Genomic DNA, 21,107 nt, shown 5'->3' with positions numbered 1-21,107 from the left:
GGAACCGGTGCGGAGCGCGTGACGTGCTGGTGCGGGCGGTGCGGTGGTCCGGGTGGCCGCCGGTACGGGACGGCCTAGGTGGCCGCGGGGGCGGCGTCCTGCTCGGTGCCGGCGCGTGCGGTCGCGGCTGCGGGCGGCCTGATCCGCAGCACGGCGAAGGCGGCCATGCCGAGCAGCGGGGCGATCAGGAGCGTGAGGAACACGGGCCGGTGGCCGTGGGCCGTCCACAGCGCGCCGAGCCCGGCCGGCACGACGAGCCGGGCCAGACCCAGCACGAAGCCGTTGAGCGCCATGAACCGGCCGACGCGGTGCTCGTCGACGTGGTCGGCGACATAGGTCGGCACGACGACGGACACGATGATCTCGCCGAGCGTCCACACCACCGTGGACAGCAGCAGCGCGGGCAGCGAGAACCCGAAGACGATGACGGACAGGCCGAGCGTCCACAGCAGTCCGGCGGTCAGGAGCAGCGCCTTGGTGCCGCGGCCGCGCATGTGCTTCTCCATGAGCAGCCCGAGGCCGACCACGACGACGCTGTTGATCGTGTAGACGGCGCCGACGAGCCCCGCCGAATCGTGCAGGACGGTGGTGACGGCCAGCGGCAGGGCGTATTCGAGGCCGATGAGCGGCACGACGTAGAAGAACGAGACGAGCACGAGCAGCAGGACGTGCCGGTGGCCGAGCGGTCCCGAACGGCCGCGCCGGGACGCCGGGTCGGGGTCGCGCCTGCGGCGGTCGTTGGGCACCCAGAACAGGATCATGGCCGCGCACAGCAGGCCCGCGGCGATGTTGCCCGCGAACATGACGTGGTAGGAGTACGCGGCGGCGACCCCGCCGAGCAGCGGGCCCACCCCCATGCCGAGGTTGTTGCCGACGTAGCTGATCGTGTAGGCGAACGGGCGCTGCTCGGGGGTGGTCAGGTCGGCGACCAGGGTGTTGGAGGCCGGGCTGAACATGCCCATCCCGACCAGGGCGACGAACAGCAGGGCCGCGTACGTCCACGGCGCGCCGTCGAGCAGGGCGAGGCCGAGGTAGCCGCCCGCGTTCAGGAGCAGCGCGCCGAGCAGCGCGGTGCGCCGGCCCCTCAGGTCGCACAGCGGGCCGCTGAGCAGGCTGCCCACGAGCAGCCCCGTACTGCCGACGGAGATCAGCAGGCCCGCCTCGCCGGGGCTGAGGTCCTTGCCGCGCACCAGGTAGACGGCGAGCAGCGGGAAGACGAACATGCCGGCCCGGTTGACGAACGAGGCGAGGAACAACACCCGTAACGGGAGCGGGAGTTCCTTGAAGCGGGCGACCCAGGCCATGGCTAGCCCCCGGTCTCTACGCGGAAGCTGTCGCGCACGGTCTTGAAGCGGGCCTTCACGTCCTCGAAGTCGGCGCCCTCGCACACGTACCAGCCGAGCACGTCGTTGGAGGCGGTCGGCGGGGCGAGCACATCGCCGACCCGCTTCCACACATCGGCGTCCAGCACCCCCTCCAGGGCGCAGAGTTCCTGCGCCGAGGTGATCGAGGTGATCGTGCCGTACTCGCCGGACGACAGGTATTCGGTGCCGATCTCGGGGCCGAGGCGGGCGGCCGGGCGGTGGGCGGGGTCGAGTTCGAGGCGGCACCACTCGCCCGCGAGGTTGATGCCCCGCCCGGCCTCCACGGCCGGCACGATGGAGCCGCCGCCGGCCCGGGCGCCCGCCTCGCCGAAGACGATGGCGCCGTCGTCGAGCAGGAAGAACTCGGCGTGCACGACGCCGGTGCTCAGGCCGAAGCCGCGCAGCACCACCGCATTCAGCTCCAGGATGCGCCGCTCGCGCGCGGTGAGGCCGTGCTTGCGCGAGATGGTGCCGCCGGGCTCGTCGCGGTAGTCGAGGACGGAGTAGGTGTACTGGGAGAGCTGCTCGAAGACGGCCTCGCCGTCCTGGAAGAGCGAGTCGACGTGGTACTCGGCGCCGCGGATGAACTCCTCGACCCGGTACTCGTGCCGGTCGTCCCCCATCTCCCCCCAGACGCGGTCGAGTTGGGCCCGGTCGTCCACGCGGTAGGTGTTGCCGCAGGCCCAGCCCGCGTACGGCTTGATGACGACGGGGTAGCCGACCTGCTCGGCGAACTCGGCGACCGCGCCGAGGGTGTCGGGGCGGCACGAGCGCGCCACCCGCACGCCCAGCTCCTCGGCCCTGCGGTGCATGACGTTCTTGTCGCGGAAGTTGAGGGCCTGGTCGGGGGTGAGGCCGGGGATGCCGTGGTCGCGCCGGGCCCGGCTCGCGGGCAGTACGTCGCCCTCGAACAGCGGGAAGATCCGCTCGATGCGGTGCTCGGCGACGATGGCGGTGACGGCGGCGCGCACGGCCGCCGTGTCGTCCAGGTCGGCGTGGTAGCGGGCGAGGCCGTCGGCCTCGGGGGCCTCCCAGCCGGTGGGCAGCAGCACCACGGTGGCCACGCCGTGTTCGGCGGCGGCCGCGACGACGGCGCGGAACTGGGCGGTGTAGCGCCCTGCGGCGGGCCGGTACACCACCAGGATCGAGGGGTTCACGGTGTGCTCCTAGGGGCGGGCGGCGTCAGCGGACGGTGGCGGCCGAGGGGGCGAACAGGGTCGCGTACGGGGCGGTGCGGTCCAGGACCACCGGCGGTGCCTGGTCGGCGCCGAGCCCGGCCAGCGCGGCGGCGAGGCGCTCCAGCGCCTCCTCGACGGCGGGGCGGCCGTCCTCGTGCGCGCACTCCACGGTGAGCAGCAGCCTGCGCCGCCCGGCGCCGGTCTTGACGACGTCGCCCTGGCGCCAGTTCCAGCGCCGCGAGTGGGCGCGGCCCCGGCCGTCGGCGTACACGATCTCGCCCGGGTCCGGGCACTCGGTGGCGTCGGGCGCGCCGAGCGGGGCGAAGACCTCGGTGCCGTCGGCGGGCCGCACCGCGAGTTCCCCCGCGATGTCGCCCACGTCGCAGGAGGCGACGGGCAGGCGGCTGTCCAGGGAGACCGCGTTGCACAGGTCGACGAGGGCGTTGATGCGGGGCAGCCGGTCGCCCTTGGCCACCCGGCGCAGGATCGACTCGGCCGCGCACGGGAAGCGGTTCGGGTTGACGTCGACCGTGCGGTAGGCCTCGCGCCAGGCGGCGACGGCGGGCAGCGCGCTGACCTCGGCCTTGCCGAGACCTGCCGTGTGCAGCGCGTCCTCGGCGGCGGTGAGCAGACCGTCCACCGGGCCGCTCGCCCCGGCCACCTCGATGTCCGCCACCGCGATCAGACCGAGCACATAGCCGGGCACCCGCGCGTGGACCCGCGGATCGACGGTGACGGTGAGGGGGTGGACGCCGCCGGGGGCGCTGGTGGAGCTCTCCATGGACGTGGCTTCCTTCGCGGGTGGGGTTCCGGGGCCGGTGCCGGGCGCGGGCCAAAGGACGGTCCGACCCTAGGGAGCGGACCGGCTCCGGGCTGTGGCCAATTCCCGGCAAATCCAGGAGTCCACTTGCTAGCCGGGGCCGGGAGCCACCGGGGTCCGCGGGGCGCGCGGGGCGCTGGGTGTGAGGAAGTTGCGGAACAGCCGCATTCCGTCCTCGGTCATCACGCTCTCCGGGTGGAACTGCACCCCCTCGACGTCCAGCGTCCGGTGGCGCAGCCCCATCACGTAGCCGTCGTCCTCGGAGGTCGCCGTCACCACCAGATCGGCCGGCGGGTCGGTGACGATCAGCGAGTGGTAGCGGGTGACGGTCAGCGGCCGGGCGGCGCCCGCGAAGACCCCGAGCCCGTCGTGCGCCACGGGACTGGTCTTGCCGTGCATGAGCCGCTGGGCCACCCCGACCCGCGCCCCGTACGCCAGGCCGATCGCCTGGTGTCCCAGGCACACCCCGAGCAGCGGCACCCGGCCGGCGAAGGCGTGCACCAGCTCGACGTGCCCGGAGTCCGCCGGGTGGCCGGGGCCCGGGCCGAGGACGACCGCGTCGGGGGCGGAGGCGACCAGCTGCTCCACCGGGCGGGTGCCCGAGCGCACCACGTCGGTCTCGGCGCCGAGGCTGAGCAGGTACTGGTCGATGATGTGGCTGAAGCTGTCGTACGCGTCGACGAGGAGGACCTTCACTTCTGCAGCTCCTCGCCGGTCAGCGCCCAGTACGTGGCGCTCATCTTGGCCAGTGTCTCGCGCCATTCGGCGCCGGGCTCGGAGTCGGCGACCAGACCGGCGGAGGCCTGGGTGCTGTAGCGGACCCCGTCGTGGACGGCGGTGCGGATGCACAGGGCGAGCACCGCGAAGCCGCGGACGTCGACCAGGCCGAGGGCTCCGGCGTAGATGCCGCGCGGGTGCTCCTCGATGCCGTCGATGATCTCCATGGCGCGCAGCTTGGGCGCGCCGGTCATGGTGCCGGCGGGGAAGGTGGCGCAGATCGCCGCCCACACGTCGGTGCCGCTCCTGACCCGCCCCGACACGGTCGACACCAGGTGGTGGACGTAGGCGAAGGGCTCGACCTCCATCATCGTCTCCACGCGCAGCGTGCCGGGTTCGCAGACGCGGCCGATGTCGTTGCGGCACAGGTCGACCAGCATCACGTGCTCGGCCCGCTCCTTGGCGCTCGCGCGCAGTTCGGCCACCCGGCGGGCGTCCTCGTGCGGGTCCGCGGCGCGCCGCGCCGTTCCGGCGATGGGCCGCATCGACAGGGCGTCGCCCTCGATCCGGATGAACAGCTCGGGGCTCGCCCCGATCACCGTGCGGCCCGCCCAGGGAACCAGGTACATGTACGGCGAGGGATTGCGGTGGCGCAGCCGGCGGTACACCTGAAGCGGCGTCAACTCCGTGACGACGTCGATGCGGTGGCCGATCTGGATCTGATAGCTGTCGCCGACGCCGATGTGGCGCAGGCAGCGCTCGGCCCGCTCGACGAAGGTGGCCTCGTCCACGGTGTCGCGCACGGAGACGGCGACAGGTGCCTCGGGTACGGACTCCCCGCCCCCGGCCGCCGCCCGCACCTCCTCGACGACGTCCCGCAGCGGACGCTGTCCCGCCTCACTGCCCAATTGTGGCCCCCGGGCGGCCAGATGACGCACTTTGCCGCTCTTCAGGTCGTACCAGACGGTGTCGCGGAACAGGGTCAGCGTGCAGCGCGGCAGGTCGGCGCCGGGCTTGGGCGCCGGGAGGTCCTCCATCGCCCAGGCGGCCTCGTACGACAGGGCGGCGAGGAAGCCGAAGGCGAAGGTGTCGGCGGGCACGTCGGTGTCGAGGTCGAACGCGCCCTGCACCGCGCGCAGCACCCGCCACACGGCCGCGGAGCCGTCGATGGTCCACTGCCGGACGCCGTCGTCCGCCCCGGCCGGCGGGCTGCCCGGCGCCCCGAGGGCGCCGCCGACCGTGCGGGCGAGCAGGTCGCCGAGCGGTCCGGGGGCGTCGAGTTCCAGCCGGGTGGCGTGGACGCGCAGTTCGGCCAGCCGCCCGCAGCCCACGGCGGCGTAGTGGCGGTCCTGGTCGGGGCCGTCGAGGCTTTCGAAGAGATAGACCTCGCCCTGTTCGCGGGTGCGCGAGAGCGCTTCGTAGAGGCCGAGCGCGTCGACCTGCGGAAGTTCCGCGTCGTCCACCCGGACCGGAATGCGCGCGACCGTTTCGGCGCCCGCCAATTCCCCGTCGTACGCTGGTGGTTCGGGCCGTACATGATCTTTTGGCGGACCGGAGAGTTCCGCGACTTCTGACCGATCCGACCGCTGCGACAGCTCTGGCAGTTCTGACAACAAGGACACGTCGAAAGCCTTCCTGATCCGACTGGACCGTAGGGGCTTCGAGGAATGAATGAGCACGTCGACGGCGCGCCGAAGGCACGGCACCGCACGTCACGCCCGTCCGGGCCGCTCTCCCGGACTCCCCCGCGCCACCCCCGCCCGCCGATGTTCCCCCGGCGACGCATGTGTGTGCCCCCTGACTTCATCAAAGGGGGCACCGGCCCAGCCATACCACTTCGGCCTCCGGAAAGGAGACCACTTTGACGCTGCAGCTGGCCCTCACCCTGGACCCGGAATCACGCCTGCCGCTCGCTCTGCAAATACGCGATTCGCTGCGCAAACTGATGGAGGACGGAACGCTGTGGCCGGGCACCCGGATTCCGTCGAGCCGTCAACTCGCTGTGGATATAGGGGTGTCGCGCAGTGTGGTGGTGGAGGCCTATGAACAGCTCGTGGCCGAAGGGTATTTGCGCACCCGGCACGGTTCGGGAACGACGGTCGCCGAGCACGCGGGGACACCCGATTCGGCCTCGCGGCTGATTCCGCCCGACCCGGAGCCGGCCCCCGAGGCGATGTGGGACCTGCGCACCGGCACGTCCAACGTCGTGGACTTCCCGCGCCAGGAGTGGATCCGCTGCATGACGGCCGTGGTCGCCGACGCGAGCCGGCAGGAGCTCGGCTACTCGCCGCCGGCCGGGGTGCCCCAGACCCGACGGGTCCTGACCGGCTACCTCGGCCGGGTGCGCGGGGTGCGCAGCCGCCCCGAGGACGTCATGGTCACCGCGGGCTTCGCGCAGGGCCTCGCCCTGATCTGCCGGGTGCTGCTCGACCGCGGCCACACCACGCTCGCGGTGGAGGACCCGGGCCACCCGGGCGAGCGCGAGTTCGTCACCAGCTCCGGCCTGAAGGTGGTCGGCATCCCGGTGGACGGGGACGGGCTGCGGGTCGACCTCCTCGAACGCAGCCGCGTCCGTGCGGTGCTGCTGACCCCGGCCAACCAGTTCCCGACCGGGGTCAGGCTCGCGGCGGAGCGGCGCGAACGGCTGATCGCCTGGGCGCGCGAGGTCGGCGGATACATCATCGAGGACGACTTCGACAGCGCCTTCCTGCACCGCTCGGACCGCCTCCCCGCCCTCCAGAGCCTCGCCCCCGACCGGGTCGTCTACGCGGGCAGCGCCAGCAAGACGCTGGCCCCCGCGCTGCGGCTCGGCTGGCTCGCGGCGCCCTCGGAGCTGATGGCGTCGGTGGAGTACGTGCGGGCGGGCTGGGACATCGGCTGCTCGGGCCTCGAACAGCTCGCGTTCGCCCGCTTCATCGACACCGGCGCCCTCGACCGCCACCAGCGCCAGCTGCGCACCGAACTGCACCGGCGCCGCCAGACCGTACGCCGCCAGGTGGAGGCCTGCCTGCCCGGCGCCCGCCTCACCGGGGGCGACAGCGGCCTCCAGGCCTACGTCGAACTCCCCGCGCACATCGACGAGAAGGCCCTGCTGCGCGCGGCCCGCCGCCGTTCGGTCCTGACCAGGGGCGGCGCCTTCTACACCCTGACGGACACCACCCGCCGGCCCGCCCTGGTCCTCAGCTACGCGACGGTGACCTGCGCCGGCCTGAACCAGAGCCTGCCGGCCCTGGGCGAGGCGTACCGGGAGGCGGGCGGGTGAGGCGGCCGAGGGCTCGGGCGGGCCCCGGCCGGCGGGCCCGGGCTCAGGACGGGCGGCGCGTCCAGGCGTCGGGGGCGGAGCCCTGGGCGGGCGCGGCCGGACGGGGGGAGCGGGTCCAGCCCCAGGAGCGGTAGGCCGCCGCCGCCGCGGTGTTGGCGGGGGAGACCAGAGCGGTGAGGAGGTCGGCCTCCTGGCGCTCCAGGAGGCGTTCGTGCAGACGCGTCGCGATGCCCGCACGGCGCTTGTCCGGCAGCACCATCAGCTCGGCCAGCGCGAACACCCGGTCGGAGGTGGCCAGTTCCTCCGTACCGTCGGTCGCCGCGCCGCGGAAGCCGTGCCACCACTCGCCCTCGCGCCCGGGCGGATAGCCGTAGGCGCAGCCCGCCAGGAACGGGTCTCCGGCGATGACCATGTCGAAGCCGGGACGCTGGACGTCCTCGGCGAAACGGCGCAGGAACCCGTCCCGCCCCAGGAACTCCTGCCCCGGCACCCCGTCGTACGCCGCCGCGTACAGGTCCGCGACGGATTCCCTCTGCTGCTCGGCCTGCCACCGCGAGAGCCGCCGCAAGAACACCTCTGTCATCGCATCAGCGTGGCAGGTCACGGCGGTGGGAGGAAGGGCGGGGCGCACGGCGGCGGCAGCGGCCCCGGGGGCGCGCGCGTCCCGACTGGAGCCCGCCCCGCGCGCGTTGACCGGATGTCGCGGGCGCCCCACACTGACCGGACCATGAACGACGAACCGATCGTGACGCTGCACGGCGAGCGTGCCCTCATCGACCGGGCCGGGCATCTGTTCGCGGGCGCGCGCCAGGAGTTCCTGGTCGCCGCCGCCGACCCGCTGACCTGGTCCACCGGGGTCCGCACCGCGTTCGCCGCCGGACTGCGCCCCGCGACCGGGCCCGGCGGCCTCGCCCTGCGCAAGCTCTACACGCCCGACGCCCTGCCCGACGCGCGGGCCGAGCGGCGACTGACCAGGATGGCCGCGGGCGGCGCCGACATCCGGATCTGCGCGACGCCGCTGGCCCAGGAGACCATCGTCCTCGACCGCCGCACCGCCATCCTCGCGGGCGCCCCCGGCCACGGCCCGCGCACCTACACGGTGATCCGCACCCCCGACGTGGTCGCCGGACTCAGGGCGCTCGTGCACGCCGCGTGGGAGTCCTCGCCCGACCTCGCCACGCATCTGCGCCGGCGCCCCGAGGCGCTGGGTGCCGACGCCCGGCGGATCCTGCGGACGCTCGGCGCCGGGCACACGGACGAAGTGGCCGCGCGGCAGCTGGGGATGTCCCTGCGGACGTACCGCAGAAGGGTCGCCGAGCTGATGACGGCCCTCGGAGCGACGTCCCGTTTCCAGGCGGGGCTGCGGGCGCGGGAGCTGGAGGACCGGGTCTGAGCGCCGGCGCGTCAAGGACGTCCGCCCCATGAACCAGGGCTCAGGGCTCCGCCCGCGGGTGCGTGCGGCGCGCATCGCACGTCAACTCGCGTGTGTAGCAGGCTTGTTGACGCCGCCCACGCCACCCCACGCCCCACCCCCGGAGACCGGATGAGCACCGCGCCCGCCGAAGCCGTCGGCCCCCTGGTCCGCGGCGTCGCCGTCCTGCGCGCGCTCAGCGACGCGGACGGACGGCTCGGGCTCGGCGAACTGGTCCGCGCGACCGGGCTGGCCCGCTCCACCGTCGACCGGATCGTGGCCACGCTGGCCCGCATGGGATACGTGCGCCCGCACGAGTCGGCCGTCACGCTCGCCCCGCGGCTGATGGAGCTCGCCAACGCCTACCTCGGCGCGCTCGCACTGCCCGACCTGCTCGGCCCGTACGCGGCCCGACTCGCCGAAGAACTGGACGAGTCGGTCTGCCTCGCGGTGCCGGACGGCGACGGGATCCGCTACGTCCAGCAGAGCACCCGGCGCCGCACGATGTCCCTCACCTTCCGCATCGGCGACCTGCTGCCCGCCGAACGCACCGCGCCCGGCGCGCTGTTCGCCGCCCGCTGGACGCCCGAGCGGTGGCGGTCCTGGCACCAGCGCCGCGCCGCCGCCCCCGAGAACCCCGGCCTCCCCGGTGTGGCGCCCGGCGCGGGCGACCGCTTCGAGGAGCGGGCCGCCGAGGCCGGGGACACCGGCTTCGCCGTGGACGACCAGTACCTGGAGCCGGGCCTCGTCGCGGTGGCCGTGCCGCTGCGCGACCCGGCGGGCCGGCCGCTGTGCGCCCTCACCGTCGTCAGCCACACCAGCCGCCACAGCGCCGCGTCCCTGCGCGCGAGCGCACTGCCCCGCCTGCGCGCGGCGGCCCGCACCATGCAGTCCGCACTCGACCGCGCCACGCCCGCCCGCACCGGGGACGAACACGGCGGGGCCGGGGCGGACACTCGGGCCGCGGCCGGTCCCGCCCCCGCGAAGGCCCCCGCCCGCGCCGACGGCACCGGCCCCGCCCCCGCGAAGGCCCCCGGCCTCGCCGCCTGGACCGCAGCCTCCAAGCAGGAACTGGGCGCCGGGTTCGTCGAGTCGCTGGCCCGCGGCCTCACCGTCCTGACCGCCTTCGGCAGTGGGCGGCCCGAGCTGACGCTCAGCGCCGTCGCCGCCGCCACCGGGCTGCCCCGCGCCACCGCCCGGCGCGCCCTGATCACCCTGGACCATCTGGGCCTGATCGCCACCGAGGGCCGCGTCTTCCGCCCCACCCCGCGGGTCCTGGCGCTCGGCTGCCCGCCGCTGTCGCGCACGACGCTCGCCGACATCGCCGTGCCGCACCTGGCCGCCCTGGTGCGCACCGTGCACGACTCGGCCTCGCTCGCGGTCCTCGACGGCGACGCCATCCACTACACGGCCCGCGTCGCCACCACCCGGATCATGAGCGTCAACATCACCCCCGGCACCCGCTTCCCCGCGTACGCCACCTCCATGGGCCGGGTCCTGCTCGCTGACCTGCCCGCCGCGCGGCGCACGGCGCGGCTCGGCCGTACGGAGCTGTCGGCGCTCACCGCGCACACCATCACCTCACCGGCCCAGCTCACGGCCGTCCTCGACGAGGTCGCGCGGCACGGGTACGCACTGGTCGACCAGGAGCTGGAGGAGGGCCTGCGCTCCCTCGCGGTACCGGTGCGGGACACCGAGGGACGCGCCGTCGCCGCGGTGAACGTGGCCATGCACACCACACGGCGCACTCCGGCGCAGTGCCGCACCGAGCTGCTGCCCGAACTGCGCGCCGCCGCGTCCGCCATCGAGGCCGACCTGCACGTCCTCGACCGCTTCCGGCACCCCCAGGCGCCCTGAACCTCCCCCGCTCCCACCAGCGCCGGAGCACGGACGGGCGCCTCGGCGCGGGGGCCGCGCCGCTCCGCTCCGCGCTCTCCCTCTAATCGGTTAATTCGGAAGACGGCGGACATGCCCATGACCGCGCTCGGGGATACAGGGCACGTTCCCTGCCCAGCCCGTCCCTGACACACCGGAGTACACCTCGTGGAGACCACCGACACCGCGTGGAGCTGCCCGTTCGACTACGCCGACGCCCTCGAATTCGACCCGCAGCTCCAGCGGATGCTGGCCGAGGAACCCGTCGCCCGGATCCGCATGGCCTACGGGGAGGGCGAGGCCTGGCTCGTCACCCGGTACGAGGACGTGCGGACGGTGACCACCGACCGCCGGTTCAGCCGCAGCGCCGTCATCGGCCGGGACTTCCCGCGGATGACCCCCGAGCCCATCGTGCAGGCCGAGTCGATCAACCTGATGGACCCGCCCGCCAGCAGCCGGCTGCGCAGCCTCGTCGCCAAGAGCTTCGCGCCCAAGCACGTGGCCCGGATGCGCGACCGCACCCAGCGCGTCGTCGACGACCTGCTGGGCACGATGGCCGCGCACGGCTCGCCCGCCGACTTCGTGGAGCACCTCGCCGCCCCGCTCCCGCTCGTCACGATCTGCGAGGTCCTCGCGATCCCGGACGGCGAACGGGACTGGCTGCGCGCCCACGCGCTCACCATGATGAACATCGGCGCCGCGGGCCGCGAGGCCGCCGTCCGGGCCAAGGCCGAACTGCGCGCCTACTTCACCGACCTCACCGCGGCCCGCCGCCGCTCCCCCGGCGACGACCTGATCTCCACCCTCGCCACCGCCCGCGACGGCGAGGAACTCCTCGACGACCAAGAACTCGCCGTGATGGCGATGGTCCTGCTCATCACCGGCCAGGACACCACCACCTACCAGCTCGGCAACATCGCGTACACGCTGCTGACCAGGCCCGACATCCTGGATCCGCTGCGTGCGCGCCCGGCCGGCTTCCCCGCCGTCCTCGACGAGCTGCTCCGCTTCATCCCGTTCCGCAAGGGCGTCGGCATCCCCCGCGTGGCCACCGAGGACGTCGAACTGGGCGGGGTCCTCATCCGGGCCGGCGACATCGTCCACGTCTCGTACCTCACCGCCAACCGCGACCCCCGCAAGTTCGACCGCCCCCACGAGGTCGACCCGGACCGCGGCACGGTGGCGCACATGACGTTCGGCTGGGGCGCCCACCACTGCCTCGGCGCCCCGCTCGCCCAGATGGAACTGGAGGTGGCCTTCACCTCCCTGCTGACCCGCTTCCCCGACCTCAGGCTCGCCGGAGAACCCGGCGACGTGCCCTGGAACACCCACTCCATCTGGCGCCACCCGCTCAGCCTCCCGGTCGCCTGGTGACCCCAACACCCCCACCCCCGAAGGGACGTCAGATGGCCACCCTGTGCCGCCCGGCGGTCGCCGTGCCCGACCACGTCATCACCCAGGAACAGACCCTGGCGATCGCCCGTGAGACCCACGCGGGACATCCCCAGCTCCCCCTGGTCCTGCGCCTCATCGAGAACACCGGCGTCCTGACCCGCCACCTCGTGCAGCCCCTCGAAGAGACCCTGGCCCACCCCGGGTTCGAGATCCGCAACCAGGTGTACGAGGCCGAGGCCAAGCGGCGGGTGCCCGAGGTGGTGCGCCGGGCGCTGGCCCACGCCGACGTCGAGGCCGCCGACATCGACCTGATCGTCTACGTGTCCTGCACCGGCTTCATGATGCCGTCGCTGACCGCCTGGATGATCAACACGATGGGCTTCCGCTCCGACACCCGCCAGCTGCCCATCGCCCAGCTCGGCTGCGCGGCCGGCGGCGCGGCCATCAACCGCGCGCACGACTTCATCACGGCCTATCCCGGCTCCAACGTGCTGATCGTGTCCTGCGAGTTCTGCTCGCTGCTCTACCAGCCCACCGACATCGGGGTCGGCTCCTTGCTCTCCAACGGCCTGTTCGGGGACGCCCTGTCGGCCGCGGTGGTCCGCGGCGAGGGCGGCACCGGCATGCGGATCGAGCGCAACGGCTCGCACCTGGTGCCGGACACCGAGAACTGGATCTCCTACGCCGTGCGCGAGACGGGCTTCCACTTCCAGCTCGACAATCGCGTCCCCGGCACCATGGAGATGCTGGCACCCGCCCTCAAGACGCTGGTGGCTCAGCACAGTTGGGAGGTCGGCGCGCTCGACTTCTACATCGTGCACGCGGGCGGCCCGCGCATCCTGGACGACCTGTGCCACTTCCTGGACCTCGGCCCGGAGATGTTCCGCTTCAGCCGCAGCACCCTCACCGAACGCGGCAACATCGCGAGCTCGGTGGTCTTCGACGCGCTGGACCGGCTCTTCGAGGAGGGCGGCATGCAGGACGGCGCGCGCGGCCTGATCGCCGGGTTCGGGCCCGGCATCACCGCGGAGATCGGCGTGGGCCGCTGGAACGCCGGCCCACACCTGGACGAAGAGCTCAGCGCGCTGGCGGCCCGCGTCTGAACTCCCCCGTGTGCCCTACTCGTTGACGAGCACGGGCACGGACAGCACCGCCCCGGCCGGGGTCCCGCTCAGGGGCCCCGGCCGGACCGTGAAGTCGATGCCGGGCCCCTCGGCGGCCGGAGTGTGGCCGCCGGAGTGCTCGTCGTGGCCCTCCTCGGCGTACTGGAACGAGCCGGTCCCGAGCAGCCGCCCGTCCGCGCCGTAATAGGCGGCGCGCAGTTCGAGGGCGATCAGTTCGCTGACGTCCGAGGTGACCGCGAGGTGCCCGGTGACGGCGCCGCCCGCGAGCGCGGTACCCGTCACCTTGATCCGGTCGGTGAACGGGCCCTGCTCCAGGCTCACTTCACCACCGGCCAGCTTGCGGAACGCGGCCGGAGCCGCCGCCTGCCGCGGCGCGGCGAAGCTCACCGAGGGGGCCGGTTCCGGCACGTCCTTCGCCCGCTCACCCGCACCACCGCCGCACGCGGCCACCAGGGCGAGGACGAGGGCGGCCAGAGCGGCCGGGGCGATGCGTCTCATGGCGTACGGCTCCTGCGAACTGGTGTGGACGGAGGGGGAGTTGGGGTGCGGCGCCCGCACGCGACTCCCCGGGCCCGCAGGGGTCCGGCCGGGCCCGGGGAGGTGGCGGGGGCGTAAGGGTCAGCCGCGCGGGGCGCGGCCGAAGAGCGAGCCGTACATCTTGCCGTACAGGTCGGTGTTGAGCTGGCTGGCCGCGAAGCGGTCGGCGCCCGGACCGTAGGCGAAGATCGGCACGTCGGCGCCGGTGTGGTTGCCGGACAGGTACGTCAGCCACAGGCTCGCCTCGGGGCTGCCGTCCTTGACGCCCTTGGGGTCGTCGGGGGTGCGGAAGGTGGCCGGGGCGAAGTTCTTCGTGTTGCCGGCGCCCGCGCCGTTGGCGATGCCCGTCGAGCGGGACGGGTCGAGTGCGCCCGAACTCGACCGCGAAGGCGCCGAGTTGTTGGCCGGGTTGCCCCCGTCCGTGTTCGCCGGGGGCGCCACCGCCTCGGCGTTGGTGTAGGTGCCCTTCTCGACGATGTTGAAGCCCGCGCACTCGTGGTCCGCGGTCACGACGACCAGGGTGTGGCCGTCCCGCTTGGCGAAGTCGGTGGCCGCCTTGACCGCGTCATCGAACGCCTTGACCTCGGCGAGCGTCTGCGCCGCGTCGTTGGCGTGCGAGCGCTTGTCGATCTGGGCGCCCTCGATCTGGAGGAAGAAGCCCTTCCTGGAACGCCCGTCGAGCAGGTCGATCGACTTCTTCGCCATCTCGGCGAGCGTCGGCTCCTGCTTCTGCGGCGCGCCCGCGGGCAGGTTCGCCTTCGCCTGCTCGACGGTCAGGTTGCCGCGGTTGAAGAGCCCGACGACCTTCCTGCCGTGCGCCCGGTCCAGGTCGGCGCGGGTGGCCACCCGCTGCGAACCGGCGGTCTGCGCGGGCAGCCCGGGGTCGCCGAACGAGCCGAGGACCTGGTAGCCCTGCTTCTGCAACGCCTTCTGGTCGTCCGGCTCGAAGCGGGCGAGCCCGCCGCCGAGCACCACGTCGGCGGTGCCGTTGCGGGCGATCTGCTCGGCGATGGGGGTGATCAGCGTCTTGTCGGCGGGCGCCTTCTCGTAGCTGCCGTCGGCGTTCTTCGGCAGGCAGGCCGCGTCGGAGTACGTGGGGCCCTGGCAGCCGCGCAGCAGGGCGTGGCTGAACTGGGCGGCGGGCGTGGCGTCGGTGATCTCGGCGGTGGAGACGTTGCCGGTGGCGAAACCGGCCGCCTTGGCCTGCTCCATGAGCGTGACCCGGCGCTTCTCGTAACTGTCCACGCCGATCGCGGCGTTGTACGTCTTGACGCCCGAGGCCCAGGCGGTGGCGGCGCTCGCCGAGTCCGTCACGAGGGCGGGGCGGGCGCTGCCCTTCTCGACGGCGTACGTGGCGACCGCGCCGGTGTAGGGCAGCTTCTCCATGTTCAGCTTGCCCTGGGCGCCGTAGAAGCGCTCGCGGCCGGCGGTGACGTGGGTGCGGCCCATGCCGTCGCCGAGCAGGTAGATGACGTTGCGGATCTCGCGGTCGTGGCCGTGGTCGCCGTGCCGGGGAGCGGAGTTGGCGGTGACGGTGGAGCCCGCGGCGACCGCGGAGGCCGCAGCGGCGACCGCGAGCAGCTTCATTGCCTTCTGTCTCATGGCGGCGAAGCTATGAGTCGCATGTGAACGGACCGGGGGGTTCAGGCGACCGCCGGGCGAACGCCTTTACCTCCCGCATGACGTTTGCGTTCCGGCGCTTTGCTCGGGCATCGTCCGACACCCGCCGTCCGCCGTCCCACTTTTGTCATCCGTCATCCGTCATCCGCCACCCCTCGCCCCTCCCCCGTCACCCGTAGGACAGGTTGGAGCAGATGTTGTCGTCGGCCGAGCGGGCCTTGTCGGCCACCGAGGGGGGCACGGACGCCGGGGCGCTGGGGGTCGACGACGCGTCGTCCGCCTTGTACTGGGTGCCGACGACGACGTTCAGACCGGGCGCCTTCGCCTGGCGCAGGAGCGCCCCGGGGAAGTGCGTGGCGAGCGTCCTGGCCTTCGCGTCGTCGCCGGGACCGTACTGGATGACCGTGTGCGTGTAGTCCTGGGTCGCCGCCGTGGTGGCGCCGGTCACCGTGAAGCCCGCGGTCTTGAGGGACTCGGCGACCCGGCCCGCGAGGCCCTTGGTGACGGTCCCGTTGTAGACGGCCACGGAGATGCCCTTGCCGGAGGCGGGGGCGGGGGCCGAGGCGGAGGCCGCGGCGGCCGGAGTCGGGGAGGCCGAGGCACCCTTGGCGGCGGCGTCCTGGCCGTCGACGGTGCGGTCGGCGCGGAGCGCGGCGAACAGGGCGTCCGCCTCGGGCTTCACGACGGCGACGCGCGCGCCCTCGTACCGCCAGGGCAGGGTGACGAACTTGGTGTTGTGCAGGTCGATGTTCTTCATCGACATCGCGAAGGAGATCAGCTTGTTCGCCGAGCCGAGGCCCGGGTCCACCGTCATGGACTTTACGGCCGCGTTGGCGAGCGGCAGCAGGGTGGTCGGGTCGAGCCCGTTGCCCTTGACCTTCTTGATCAGGCTGCTGAGGAAGGCCTGTTGGCGCTGGATGCGGCCGATGTCGGAGCCGTCGCCGATGCCGTGCCGGATGCGGACGTAGTCGAGCGCCTTCTGGCCGGAGACCTTCTGCTCGCCCTTGGCGAAGACCAGGCTGCCCTTGTGGCCGAGCTTGGGGTTGAGGTCGCCCTGGTAGACGTTGTTCGGCACGCACACCTCGACGCCGTCGACGGCCTCGGTCATCTTCGAGAAGCCCTCGAAGTCCATCACCATGGTGTGGTCGACGCGCAGCCCGGTGAGTTTCTCGACGGTGTTCTGGGTGCAGGCGGGGTTGCCCTCGACCGTTTCGCCGACTTCGAACGCCGAGTTGAACATCTGGTTGTGCTGCTGCTTGGTCCAGCTGCCGTTGGGGAGCTTGCACGGGGGTATGTCGACCAGGGAGTCGCGCGGTATGGAGACGGCGACGGCGTGCTTCTGGTCGGCGTACACGTGCATCAGGAGCGCGGTGTCCGAGCGGCCGATGTCGCCCTCGCCGTGGCCGTACCGGGCGTTGTCGCCCGAGCGCGTGTCGGAGCCGATGATCAGGACGTTGGAGCCGTTGGTCGTGGCGGCGGGGCGGTCCGCGGAGATGCCGCCGTCGTCGAAGGTCTTGATGTCGCCGTTCAGCTTGAGGTAGATCCAGCCGCCTCCGGCGACCGCGAGGACGACGACCGAGAGGCCGGTGATCCCGGCGAGGCGGGCGCGACTGCGCTTCTCGCGGCGCCGTGGCGTGGCGGAGCCACCGCTCTCACGCCTGCTGGACGCCCCCGCTTTGTGGCTGCCGGCCATCGGACCCCTCATCCCTCATTCGCGCCTCTTCTGTAGAGGAGACGGTGAGTCGCACCCTCTGGTTGTACAGTTGCGCAATGTAGCAAGTCTCACTGAGAGCCTTCGGCCCGGCCGCGACCGCGGTCGCACACCGGCCGCACCCTGGGCGGCCCCGGTCGCCCGGCCGCAACGGCCGGCCGACAGGGCCGTAGGACACGAACGAGGAAGGACGGCGGGATGTTCCTCCGCAACGGCCTTGAGCCCTGGCACCTGCTGATCGTAGGCGTGGTGCTGATCCTGCTGTTCGGCTCCAAGAAGCTGCCCGACACGGCGCGCGCGCTCGGCAAGTCCCTGCGCATCCTCAAGAGCGAGACCAAGGCGATGCGCGAGGACGCCGAACCGGCGCCCGCCGCCGCCCCGGCCCCGCAGGTCACCCCGGCCGCGGCCACGGTCCACCCGGCGGACCGCACGGCGGCGGACGCTCCCCCGCGGCCCGCCCCGTAGGGACGCAAGCCCGATGGGACGCCGGCTCGATGGCGACGCCGGCCCCATCGGGACGCCCGCACCATGGACAGGCCGGCACTGTAGGCGCACCCGGTCCGCGGACCGGCCGGCACCGTAGGCGCACCCGTGCCATGGACATGTCGGCACCGTAGGCTCGGCGACCATGGAGCAGCTGCCGACGTACGACGACGTGGTCCGCGCACACGAGCGGATCGCCTCCCACGCCCACCGCACCCCCGTCCTGACCTCGCGGCTCACCGATGCCGAGCTGGGTCTGAGCCTGTTCCTCAAGGCCGAGAACCTGCAACGGATGGGGGCGTTCAAGTTCCGCGGCGCGTTCAACGCGCTGTCCCGGTTCGACGCGGAGCAGCGGCGCGCGGGGGTCATCGCCTACTCCTCCGGCAACCATGCCCAGGCAATCGCGCTGGGCGCGGCGCTGCTCGGCATTCCGGCGACGATCGTGATGCCGCACGACGCACCGGCGGCGAAGCTCGCCGCGACGAAGGGGTACGGGGCGGAGGTCGTCCGCTACGACCGCTGGAGCGAGGACCGCGAGGAGATCGCGCGGGCGCTCGCCGAAAAGCGGGGTCTGACCCTGATCCCGCCGTACGACCATCCCGATGTGATGGCGGGCCAGGGCACCGCCGCCAAGGAGCTGTTCGAGGAGACCGGTCCGCTCGACGCGCTGTTCGTGCCGCTCGGCGGGGGCGGTCTGCTGTCCGGGAGTCTGCTGGCGGCGGGTGCGCTGGCGCCCTCGTGCGCGGTGTACGGGGTCGAGCCGGAGGCGGGCGACGACGGGCTGCGCTCGCTGCGGGCGGGCCGGATCGTGCACATCGACACCCCCGAGACGCTCGCGGATGGCGCCCAGACCCAGCACCTGGGCGCCTACCCCTTCGCGGTGATCCGTGACCGGGTGACCGACATCGTGACCGCGTCCGACGCTCAACTGGTGGACGGGATGCGGTTGTTGGCGTCGCGCCTGAAGACCGTCGCCGAGCCGACGGGCTGCCTGGGCCTGGCCGCGGCGCGCGAACTGGCCGAGCGGTACCGGGGCGGCCGGGTCGGCGTGATCGTCAGCGGCGGCAATGTGGACATGGCGCGGTTCGCTCGTCTGCTGTCCGCGTAGGGCGGGTTTTCCACAGGCTGAGGGGGACGCGGACGGGCTGTCGGCGGTTCGGCGCATGATGGGGGCATGAGCGACATGAGCGAGATGCCGGAGTGGGAGAAGCGGTTCAGGGCGCCGAGGGTGGGGCTTCCCGACTGGGCGGAGGACGCCCCGGACCGTTCGCTGTTCGTGTCCAACGCGACGGGGACGTACGAGCTGTACGCGTGGGACCGCGCGACGGGCGCCCAGCGCCGCGCCACGGACCGGCCCAACGGCACGACGGACGGGGTGCTCACGCCCGACGGTGAGTGGATCTGGTGGTTCGACGACACCGACGGGGACGAGTTCGGGGTGTGGCGCCGCCAGCCGTTCGCGGGCGGCGACGACGAGGCGGCCGTGCCCGGGCTCGACCCGTCGTATCCGGCCGGTCTCGCGCTGGGCCGGGACGGCACGGCGGTGGTGGGCCGCTCCACCGACGAGGACGGTTCGACGGTCCATGTCGTACGCCCCGGCGCGGGGCCCGTCGAGATCTACCGGCACCGCGAGTCGGCGGGGGTGGGCGACCTGTCGCACGACGGGACGCTGATCGCCGTCGAGCACACCGAGCACGGCGACGCGATGCACTCGGCGGTGCGGGTGCTGCGGCTGGACGGCACGGTGGTGGCCGAGCTGGACGACACCAAGGGCGGCGCCGAGGAGTTGGGCCTCGAAGTCCTCGGCTTCGCGCCGTTGGAGGGGGACACCCGGCTGCTCGTCGCGCACCAGCGCCGGGGCCGCTGGGAGCCGATGATCTGGGACGTGACGTCGGGCGAGGAGAGCGACCTGGCGCTCGATCTGCCGGGCGACGTCTCGGCGGAGTGGTATCCGGACGGTTCGGGTCTGCTGGTCGTGCACAGCTTCGAGGCCCGCAGCGGCCTGTTCCGATTCGACCTGGCCACGCGGTCGCTGATCGAGATCGACACCCCGGCGGGTTCGGTCTCGGGCGCGACGGCGCGGCCGGACGGCACGGTGGAGTACCTGTGGTCGTCGGCGGCGAGCCCCTCCGAGGTGCGCTCCACGACGGGTGAGGTGGTGCTCGACCCGCCCGGCTTCAAGGCGCCGGGGTCGGTGCCGGTGCAGGACGTGTGGGTGGAGGGTCCGGGCGGGCGCGTCCACGCGCTGGTGCAGCGGCCCGCGGGTGACGGCCCGTTCCCGGCGGTCTTCGAGATCCACGGCGGGCCGACCTGGCACGACAGTGACGCGTTCGCGTCCGGTCCCGCGGCCTGGGTCGACCACGGCTATGCGGTGGTACGGGTCAACTACCGCGGCTCCACCGGGTACGGGCGGGCGTGGACGGACGCGCTCAAGCACCGGGTCGGGCTCATCGAGCTGGAGGACATCGCGGCGGTCCGTGACTGGGCGGTGTCCTCGGGTCTTGCCGATCCCGCGCGGCTCGTCCTGGCGGGGGGCTCCTGGGGCGGCTATCTGACCCTGCTCGGCCTCGGCACCCAGCCGGGTGCGTGGGCGCTGGGTCTTGCGGCGGTGCCGGTCGCGGACTACGTCACGGCGTACCACGACGAGATGGAGGCGCTGAAGGCGATGGACCGGACGCTGTTCGGGGGTACGCCGGAGGAGGTTCCCGAGCGGTTCCGGGTGTCCTCTCCCCTGACGTACGTCGATGCCGTGACGGCGCCGGTGTACATCTCGGCGGGGGTCAATGATCCGCGTTGCCCCATTCGGCAGGTGGAGAACTATGTGGATCGGTTGGTTGAGCGGGGGGTGGTGCATGAGGTCTATCGGTATGACGCGGGGCATGGGTCGTTGGTGGTCGAGGAGCGCATCAAGCAGGTCCGCCTCGAACTGGCCTTCGCGGCCCGCCACTTGCCGTAACCCGCCCCCTGGGGGATTTGCCCACCCACCCGCCCGTGCAACGGGTTGAAGGGTGCGGCCCCTGGGGCTGCGCCCCAGACCCCCTGAGGGGCTCCGCCCCTCGAACCCCGGCGGGGGCTGCGCCCCCTGCACCCCCATCGCGCCTGAACGGCGCTCGTCCTCAATCGCCGGACGGGCTGAGGTGGCCTGACGCTGCCCAGCACCGAGCAGTTAAGGGGCGCGGGGAACTGCGCGAGGCGGGCCGGGCCACACGTGCGGGCCAGCACCGATCCCGCCAGGGGCGCGGGGAACTGCGCGACCAGCCACGCACGGCGCGAGGCCGACAGCGGGTTGAGGGGCGCGGGGAACTGCGCGAGGCAGGCCGGGCCACACGCGCTGGCCCGCACCGGTCCCGCCAGGGGCGCGGGGAACTGCGCGACCAGCCACGCACGGCGCGAGGCCGACAGCGGGTTGAGGGGCGCGGGGAACTGCGCGAGGCGGGCCGGGCCATACGCGCCGGCCCGCACCGGTCCTGCCAGGGGCGCGGGGAACTGCGCGAACCCCGGGGCGCCCCCAGCACCCCCAGGGGCGCGGGGAACTGCGCAAAGGCGGCCACCCCCGGCCCTCCCCCGGGCCGCCCCGGCGAGGGGCGCTGCGGGGGTGGAGGGGGACCCT

General features: G+C 73.2%; 17 protein-coding genes. 8 read left to right on the top strand and 9 right to left on the bottom strand.

The genetic code is table 11. The features are described from left to right. Positions 1-74: 74 nt before the first annotated feature. The 5 genes from ACGF3I_RS19625 to ACGF3I_RS19605 form a co-directional block, all read right to left on the bottom strand. Positions 75-1,304, bottom strand: coding sequence for an MFS transporter (locus ACGF3I_RS19625; RefSeq protein ID WP_393133672.1), 1,230 nt, complete (start codon positions 1,302-1,304; stop codon positions 75-77). 2 nt (positions 1,305-1,306) lie between these two features. Then, on the bottom strand, positions 1,307-2,521 hold the full coding sequence (locus tag ACGF3I_RS19620; RefSeq protein WP_393133670.1) for an ATP-grasp domain-containing protein: 1,215 nt from the start codon (positions 2,519-2,521) through the stop codon (positions 1,307-1,309). A 25-nt stretch (positions 2,522-2,546) separates the two neighbouring features. Next, positions 2,547-3,323: a B3/4 domain-containing protein gene (locus tag ACGF3I_RS19615; protein WP_393133668.1), complete on the bottom strand. Its 777-nt coding sequence runs from the start codon at positions 3,321-3,323 to the stop codon at positions 2,547-2,549. 129 nt (positions 3,324-3,452) lie between these two features. Continuing rightward, entirely contained in the window at positions 3,453-4,058 is a 606-nt protein-coding gene (locus ACGF3I_RS19610; RefSeq protein WP_393133666.1) for an anthranilate synthase component II, read from the bottom strand. Further along, positions 4,055-5,581, bottom strand: a complete 1,527-nt coding sequence (locus ACGF3I_RS19605; protein WP_393133664.1) for an anthranilate synthase component I family protein — start codon at positions 5,579-5,581, stop codon at positions 4,055-4,057. The genes ACGF3I_RS19610 and ACGF3I_RS19605 overlap by 4 nt, the downstream gene beginning before the upstream one ends. Positions 5,582-5,940: 359 nt before the next feature. Here ACGF3I_RS19605 and ACGF3I_RS19600 point away from each other — a divergent pair, with 359 nt between their 5' ends. After that, a complete protein-coding gene (locus ACGF3I_RS19600) occupies positions 5,941-7,341 on the top strand; it encodes a PLP-dependent aminotransferase family protein (RefSeq protein ID WP_393133662.1) in 1,401 nt (466 codons plus the stop codon). 43 nt (positions 7,342-7,384) lie between these two features. Here ACGF3I_RS19600 and ACGF3I_RS19595 read toward each other — a convergent pair whose 3' ends face one another. Further along, positions 7,385-7,924, bottom strand: a complete 540-nt coding sequence (locus tag ACGF3I_RS19595) for a GNAT family N-acetyltransferase (RefSeq protein WP_393133660.1) — start codon at positions 7,922-7,924, stop codon at positions 7,385-7,387. 144 nt (positions 7,925-8,068) lie between these two features. Here ACGF3I_RS19595 and ACGF3I_RS19590 point away from each other — a divergent pair, with 144 nt between their 5' ends. From ACGF3I_RS19590 to ACGF3I_RS19575, 4 genes are all read left to right on the top strand, one after another. Next, positions 8,069-8,734 (top strand): DNA-binding response regulator, encoded by a 666-nt coding sequence (locus tag ACGF3I_RS19590; protein WP_393133658.1) that lies wholly within the window; start codon positions 8,069-8,071, stop codon positions 8,732-8,734. A 150-nt stretch (positions 8,735-8,884) separates the two neighbouring features. Beyond that, positions 8,885-10,609: an IclR family transcriptional regulator C-terminal domain-containing protein gene (locus tag ACGF3I_RS19585; RefSeq protein ID WP_393133656.1), complete on the top strand. Its 1,725-nt coding sequence runs from the start codon at positions 8,885-8,887 to the stop codon at positions 10,607-10,609. A gap of 186 nt (positions 10,610-10,795) precedes the next feature. Next, the gene (locus tag ACGF3I_RS19580) at positions 10,796-12,001 is read left to right on the top strand and encodes a cytochrome P450 (protein ID WP_393133654.1); all 1,206 of its coding nucleotides are present in this window, start codon (positions 10,796-10,798) and stop codon (positions 11,999-12,001) included. A gap of 32 nt (positions 12,002-12,033) precedes the next feature. Further along, a complete protein-coding gene (locus ACGF3I_RS19575; RefSeq protein ID WP_393133652.1) occupies positions 12,034-13,125 on the top strand; it encodes a type III polyketide synthase in 1,092 nt (363 codons plus the stop codon). A 15-nt stretch (positions 13,126-13,140) separates the two neighbouring features. Here the strand turns inward: ACGF3I_RS19575 and ACGF3I_RS19570 are convergent, their stop codons facing one another. From ACGF3I_RS19570 to ACGF3I_RS19560, 3 genes are all read right to left on the bottom strand, one after another. Continuing rightward, positions 13,141-13,644: a hypothetical protein gene (locus ACGF3I_RS19570; RefSeq protein WP_393133650.1), complete on the bottom strand. Its 504-nt coding sequence runs from the start codon at positions 13,642-13,644 to the stop codon at positions 13,141-13,143. 120 nt (positions 13,645-13,764) lie between these two features. Continuing rightward, on the bottom strand, positions 13,765-15,285 hold the full coding sequence (locus tag ACGF3I_RS19565) for an alkaline phosphatase (protein ID WP_393133648.1): 1,521 nt from the start codon (positions 15,283-15,285) through the stop codon (positions 13,765-13,767). A gap of 187 nt (positions 15,286-15,472) precedes the next feature. Then, positions 15,473-16,996, bottom strand: coding sequence for an LCP family protein (locus ACGF3I_RS19560; RefSeq protein WP_393133647.1), 1,524 nt, complete (start codon positions 16,994-16,996; stop codon positions 15,473-15,475). A 216-nt stretch (positions 16,997-17,212) separates the two neighbouring features. On the opposite strand from ACGF3I_RS19560, the gene tatA reads away from it, so the two are divergent. The 3 genes from tatA to ACGF3I_RS19545 all read left to right on the top strand — a co-directional run bounded on the left by tatA (position 17,213) and on the right by ACGF3I_RS19545 (position 20,453). After that, positions 17,213-17,479 carry a Sec-independent protein translocase subunit TatA gene (tatA, locus tag ACGF3I_RS19555; RefSeq protein ID WP_393133645.1) on the top strand — a complete coding sequence of 89 codons (267 nt, stop codon included), beginning with the start codon at positions 17,213-17,215 and terminating at the stop codon, positions 17,477-17,479. Between the two features lie 163 nt (positions 17,480-17,642). Beyond that, positions 17,643-18,605: a threo-3-hydroxy-L-aspartate ammonia-lyase gene (locus ACGF3I_RS19550; RefSeq protein ID WP_393133643.1), complete on the top strand. Its 963-nt coding sequence runs from the start codon at positions 17,643-17,645 to the stop codon at positions 18,603-18,605. Positions 18,606-18,671: 66 nt separating this feature from the next. Continuing rightward, complete coding sequence (locus ACGF3I_RS19545) at positions 18,672-20,453, top strand: S9 family peptidase (RefSeq protein ID WP_393133641.1); 1,782 nt, start codon at positions 18,672-18,674, stop codon at positions 20,451-20,453. The last annotated feature ends 654 nt before the right edge of the window (positions 20,454-21,107 follow it).

Source organism: Streptomyces sp. NPDC048111 (assembly GCF_043202815.1).
Taxonomy (GTDB): Bacteria; Actinomycetota; Actinomycetes; order Streptomycetales; family Streptomycetaceae; genus Streptomyces.
Note: the sequence above shows the minus strand (reverse complement) of the source record. Positions and strands in the feature narration are given on the sequence as shown.

Coding starts and splice junctions, on each gene's coding strand:
- ACGF3I_RS19625 (WP_393133672.1), bottom strand. CDS start 1,304: ATGGCCTGGGTCGCCCGCTTCAAGGAACTCCCGCTCCCGTTACGGGTG.
- ACGF3I_RS19615 (WP_393133668.1), bottom strand. CDS start 3,323: ATGGAGAGCTCCACCAGCGCCCCCGGCGGCGTCCACCCCCTCACCGTC.
- ACGF3I_RS19595 (WP_393133660.1), bottom strand. CDS start 7,924: ATGACAGAGGTGTTCTTGCGGCGGCTCTCGCGGTGGCAGGCCGAGCAG.
- ACGF3I_RS19590 (WP_393133658.1), top strand. CDS start 8,069: ATGAACGACGAACCGATCGTGACGCTGCACGGCGAGCGTGCCCTCATC.
- ACGF3I_RS19585 (WP_393133656.1), top strand. CDS start 8,885: ATGAGCACCGCGCCCGCCGAAGCCGTCGGCCCCCTGGTCCGCGGCGTC.
- ACGF3I_RS19575 (WP_393133652.1), top strand. CDS start 12,034: ATGGCCACCCTGTGCCGCCCGGCGGTCGCCGTGCCCGACCACGTCATC.
- ACGF3I_RS19570 (WP_393133650.1), bottom strand. CDS start 13,644: ATGAGACGCATCGCCCCGGCCGCTCTGGCCGCCCTCGTCCTCGCCCTG.
- ACGF3I_RS19565 (WP_393133648.1), bottom strand. CDS start 15,285: ATGAGACAGAAGGCAATGAAGCTGCTCGCGGTCGCCGCTGCGGCCTCC.
- ACGF3I_RS19560 (WP_393133647.1), bottom strand. CDS start 16,996: ATGGCCGGCAGCCACAAAGCGGGGGCGTCCAGCAGGCGTGAGAGCGGT.
- tatA (WP_393133645.1), top strand. CDS start 17,213: ATGTTCCTCCGCAACGGCCTTGAGCCCTGGCACCTGCTGATCGTAGGC.
- ACGF3I_RS19550 (WP_393133643.1), top strand. CDS start 17,643: ATGGAGCAGCTGCCGACGTACGACGACGTGGTCCGCGCACACGAGCGG.
- ACGF3I_RS19545 (WP_393133641.1), top strand. CDS start 18,672: ATGAGCGACATGAGCGAGATGCCGGAGTGGGAGAAGCGGTTCAGGGCG.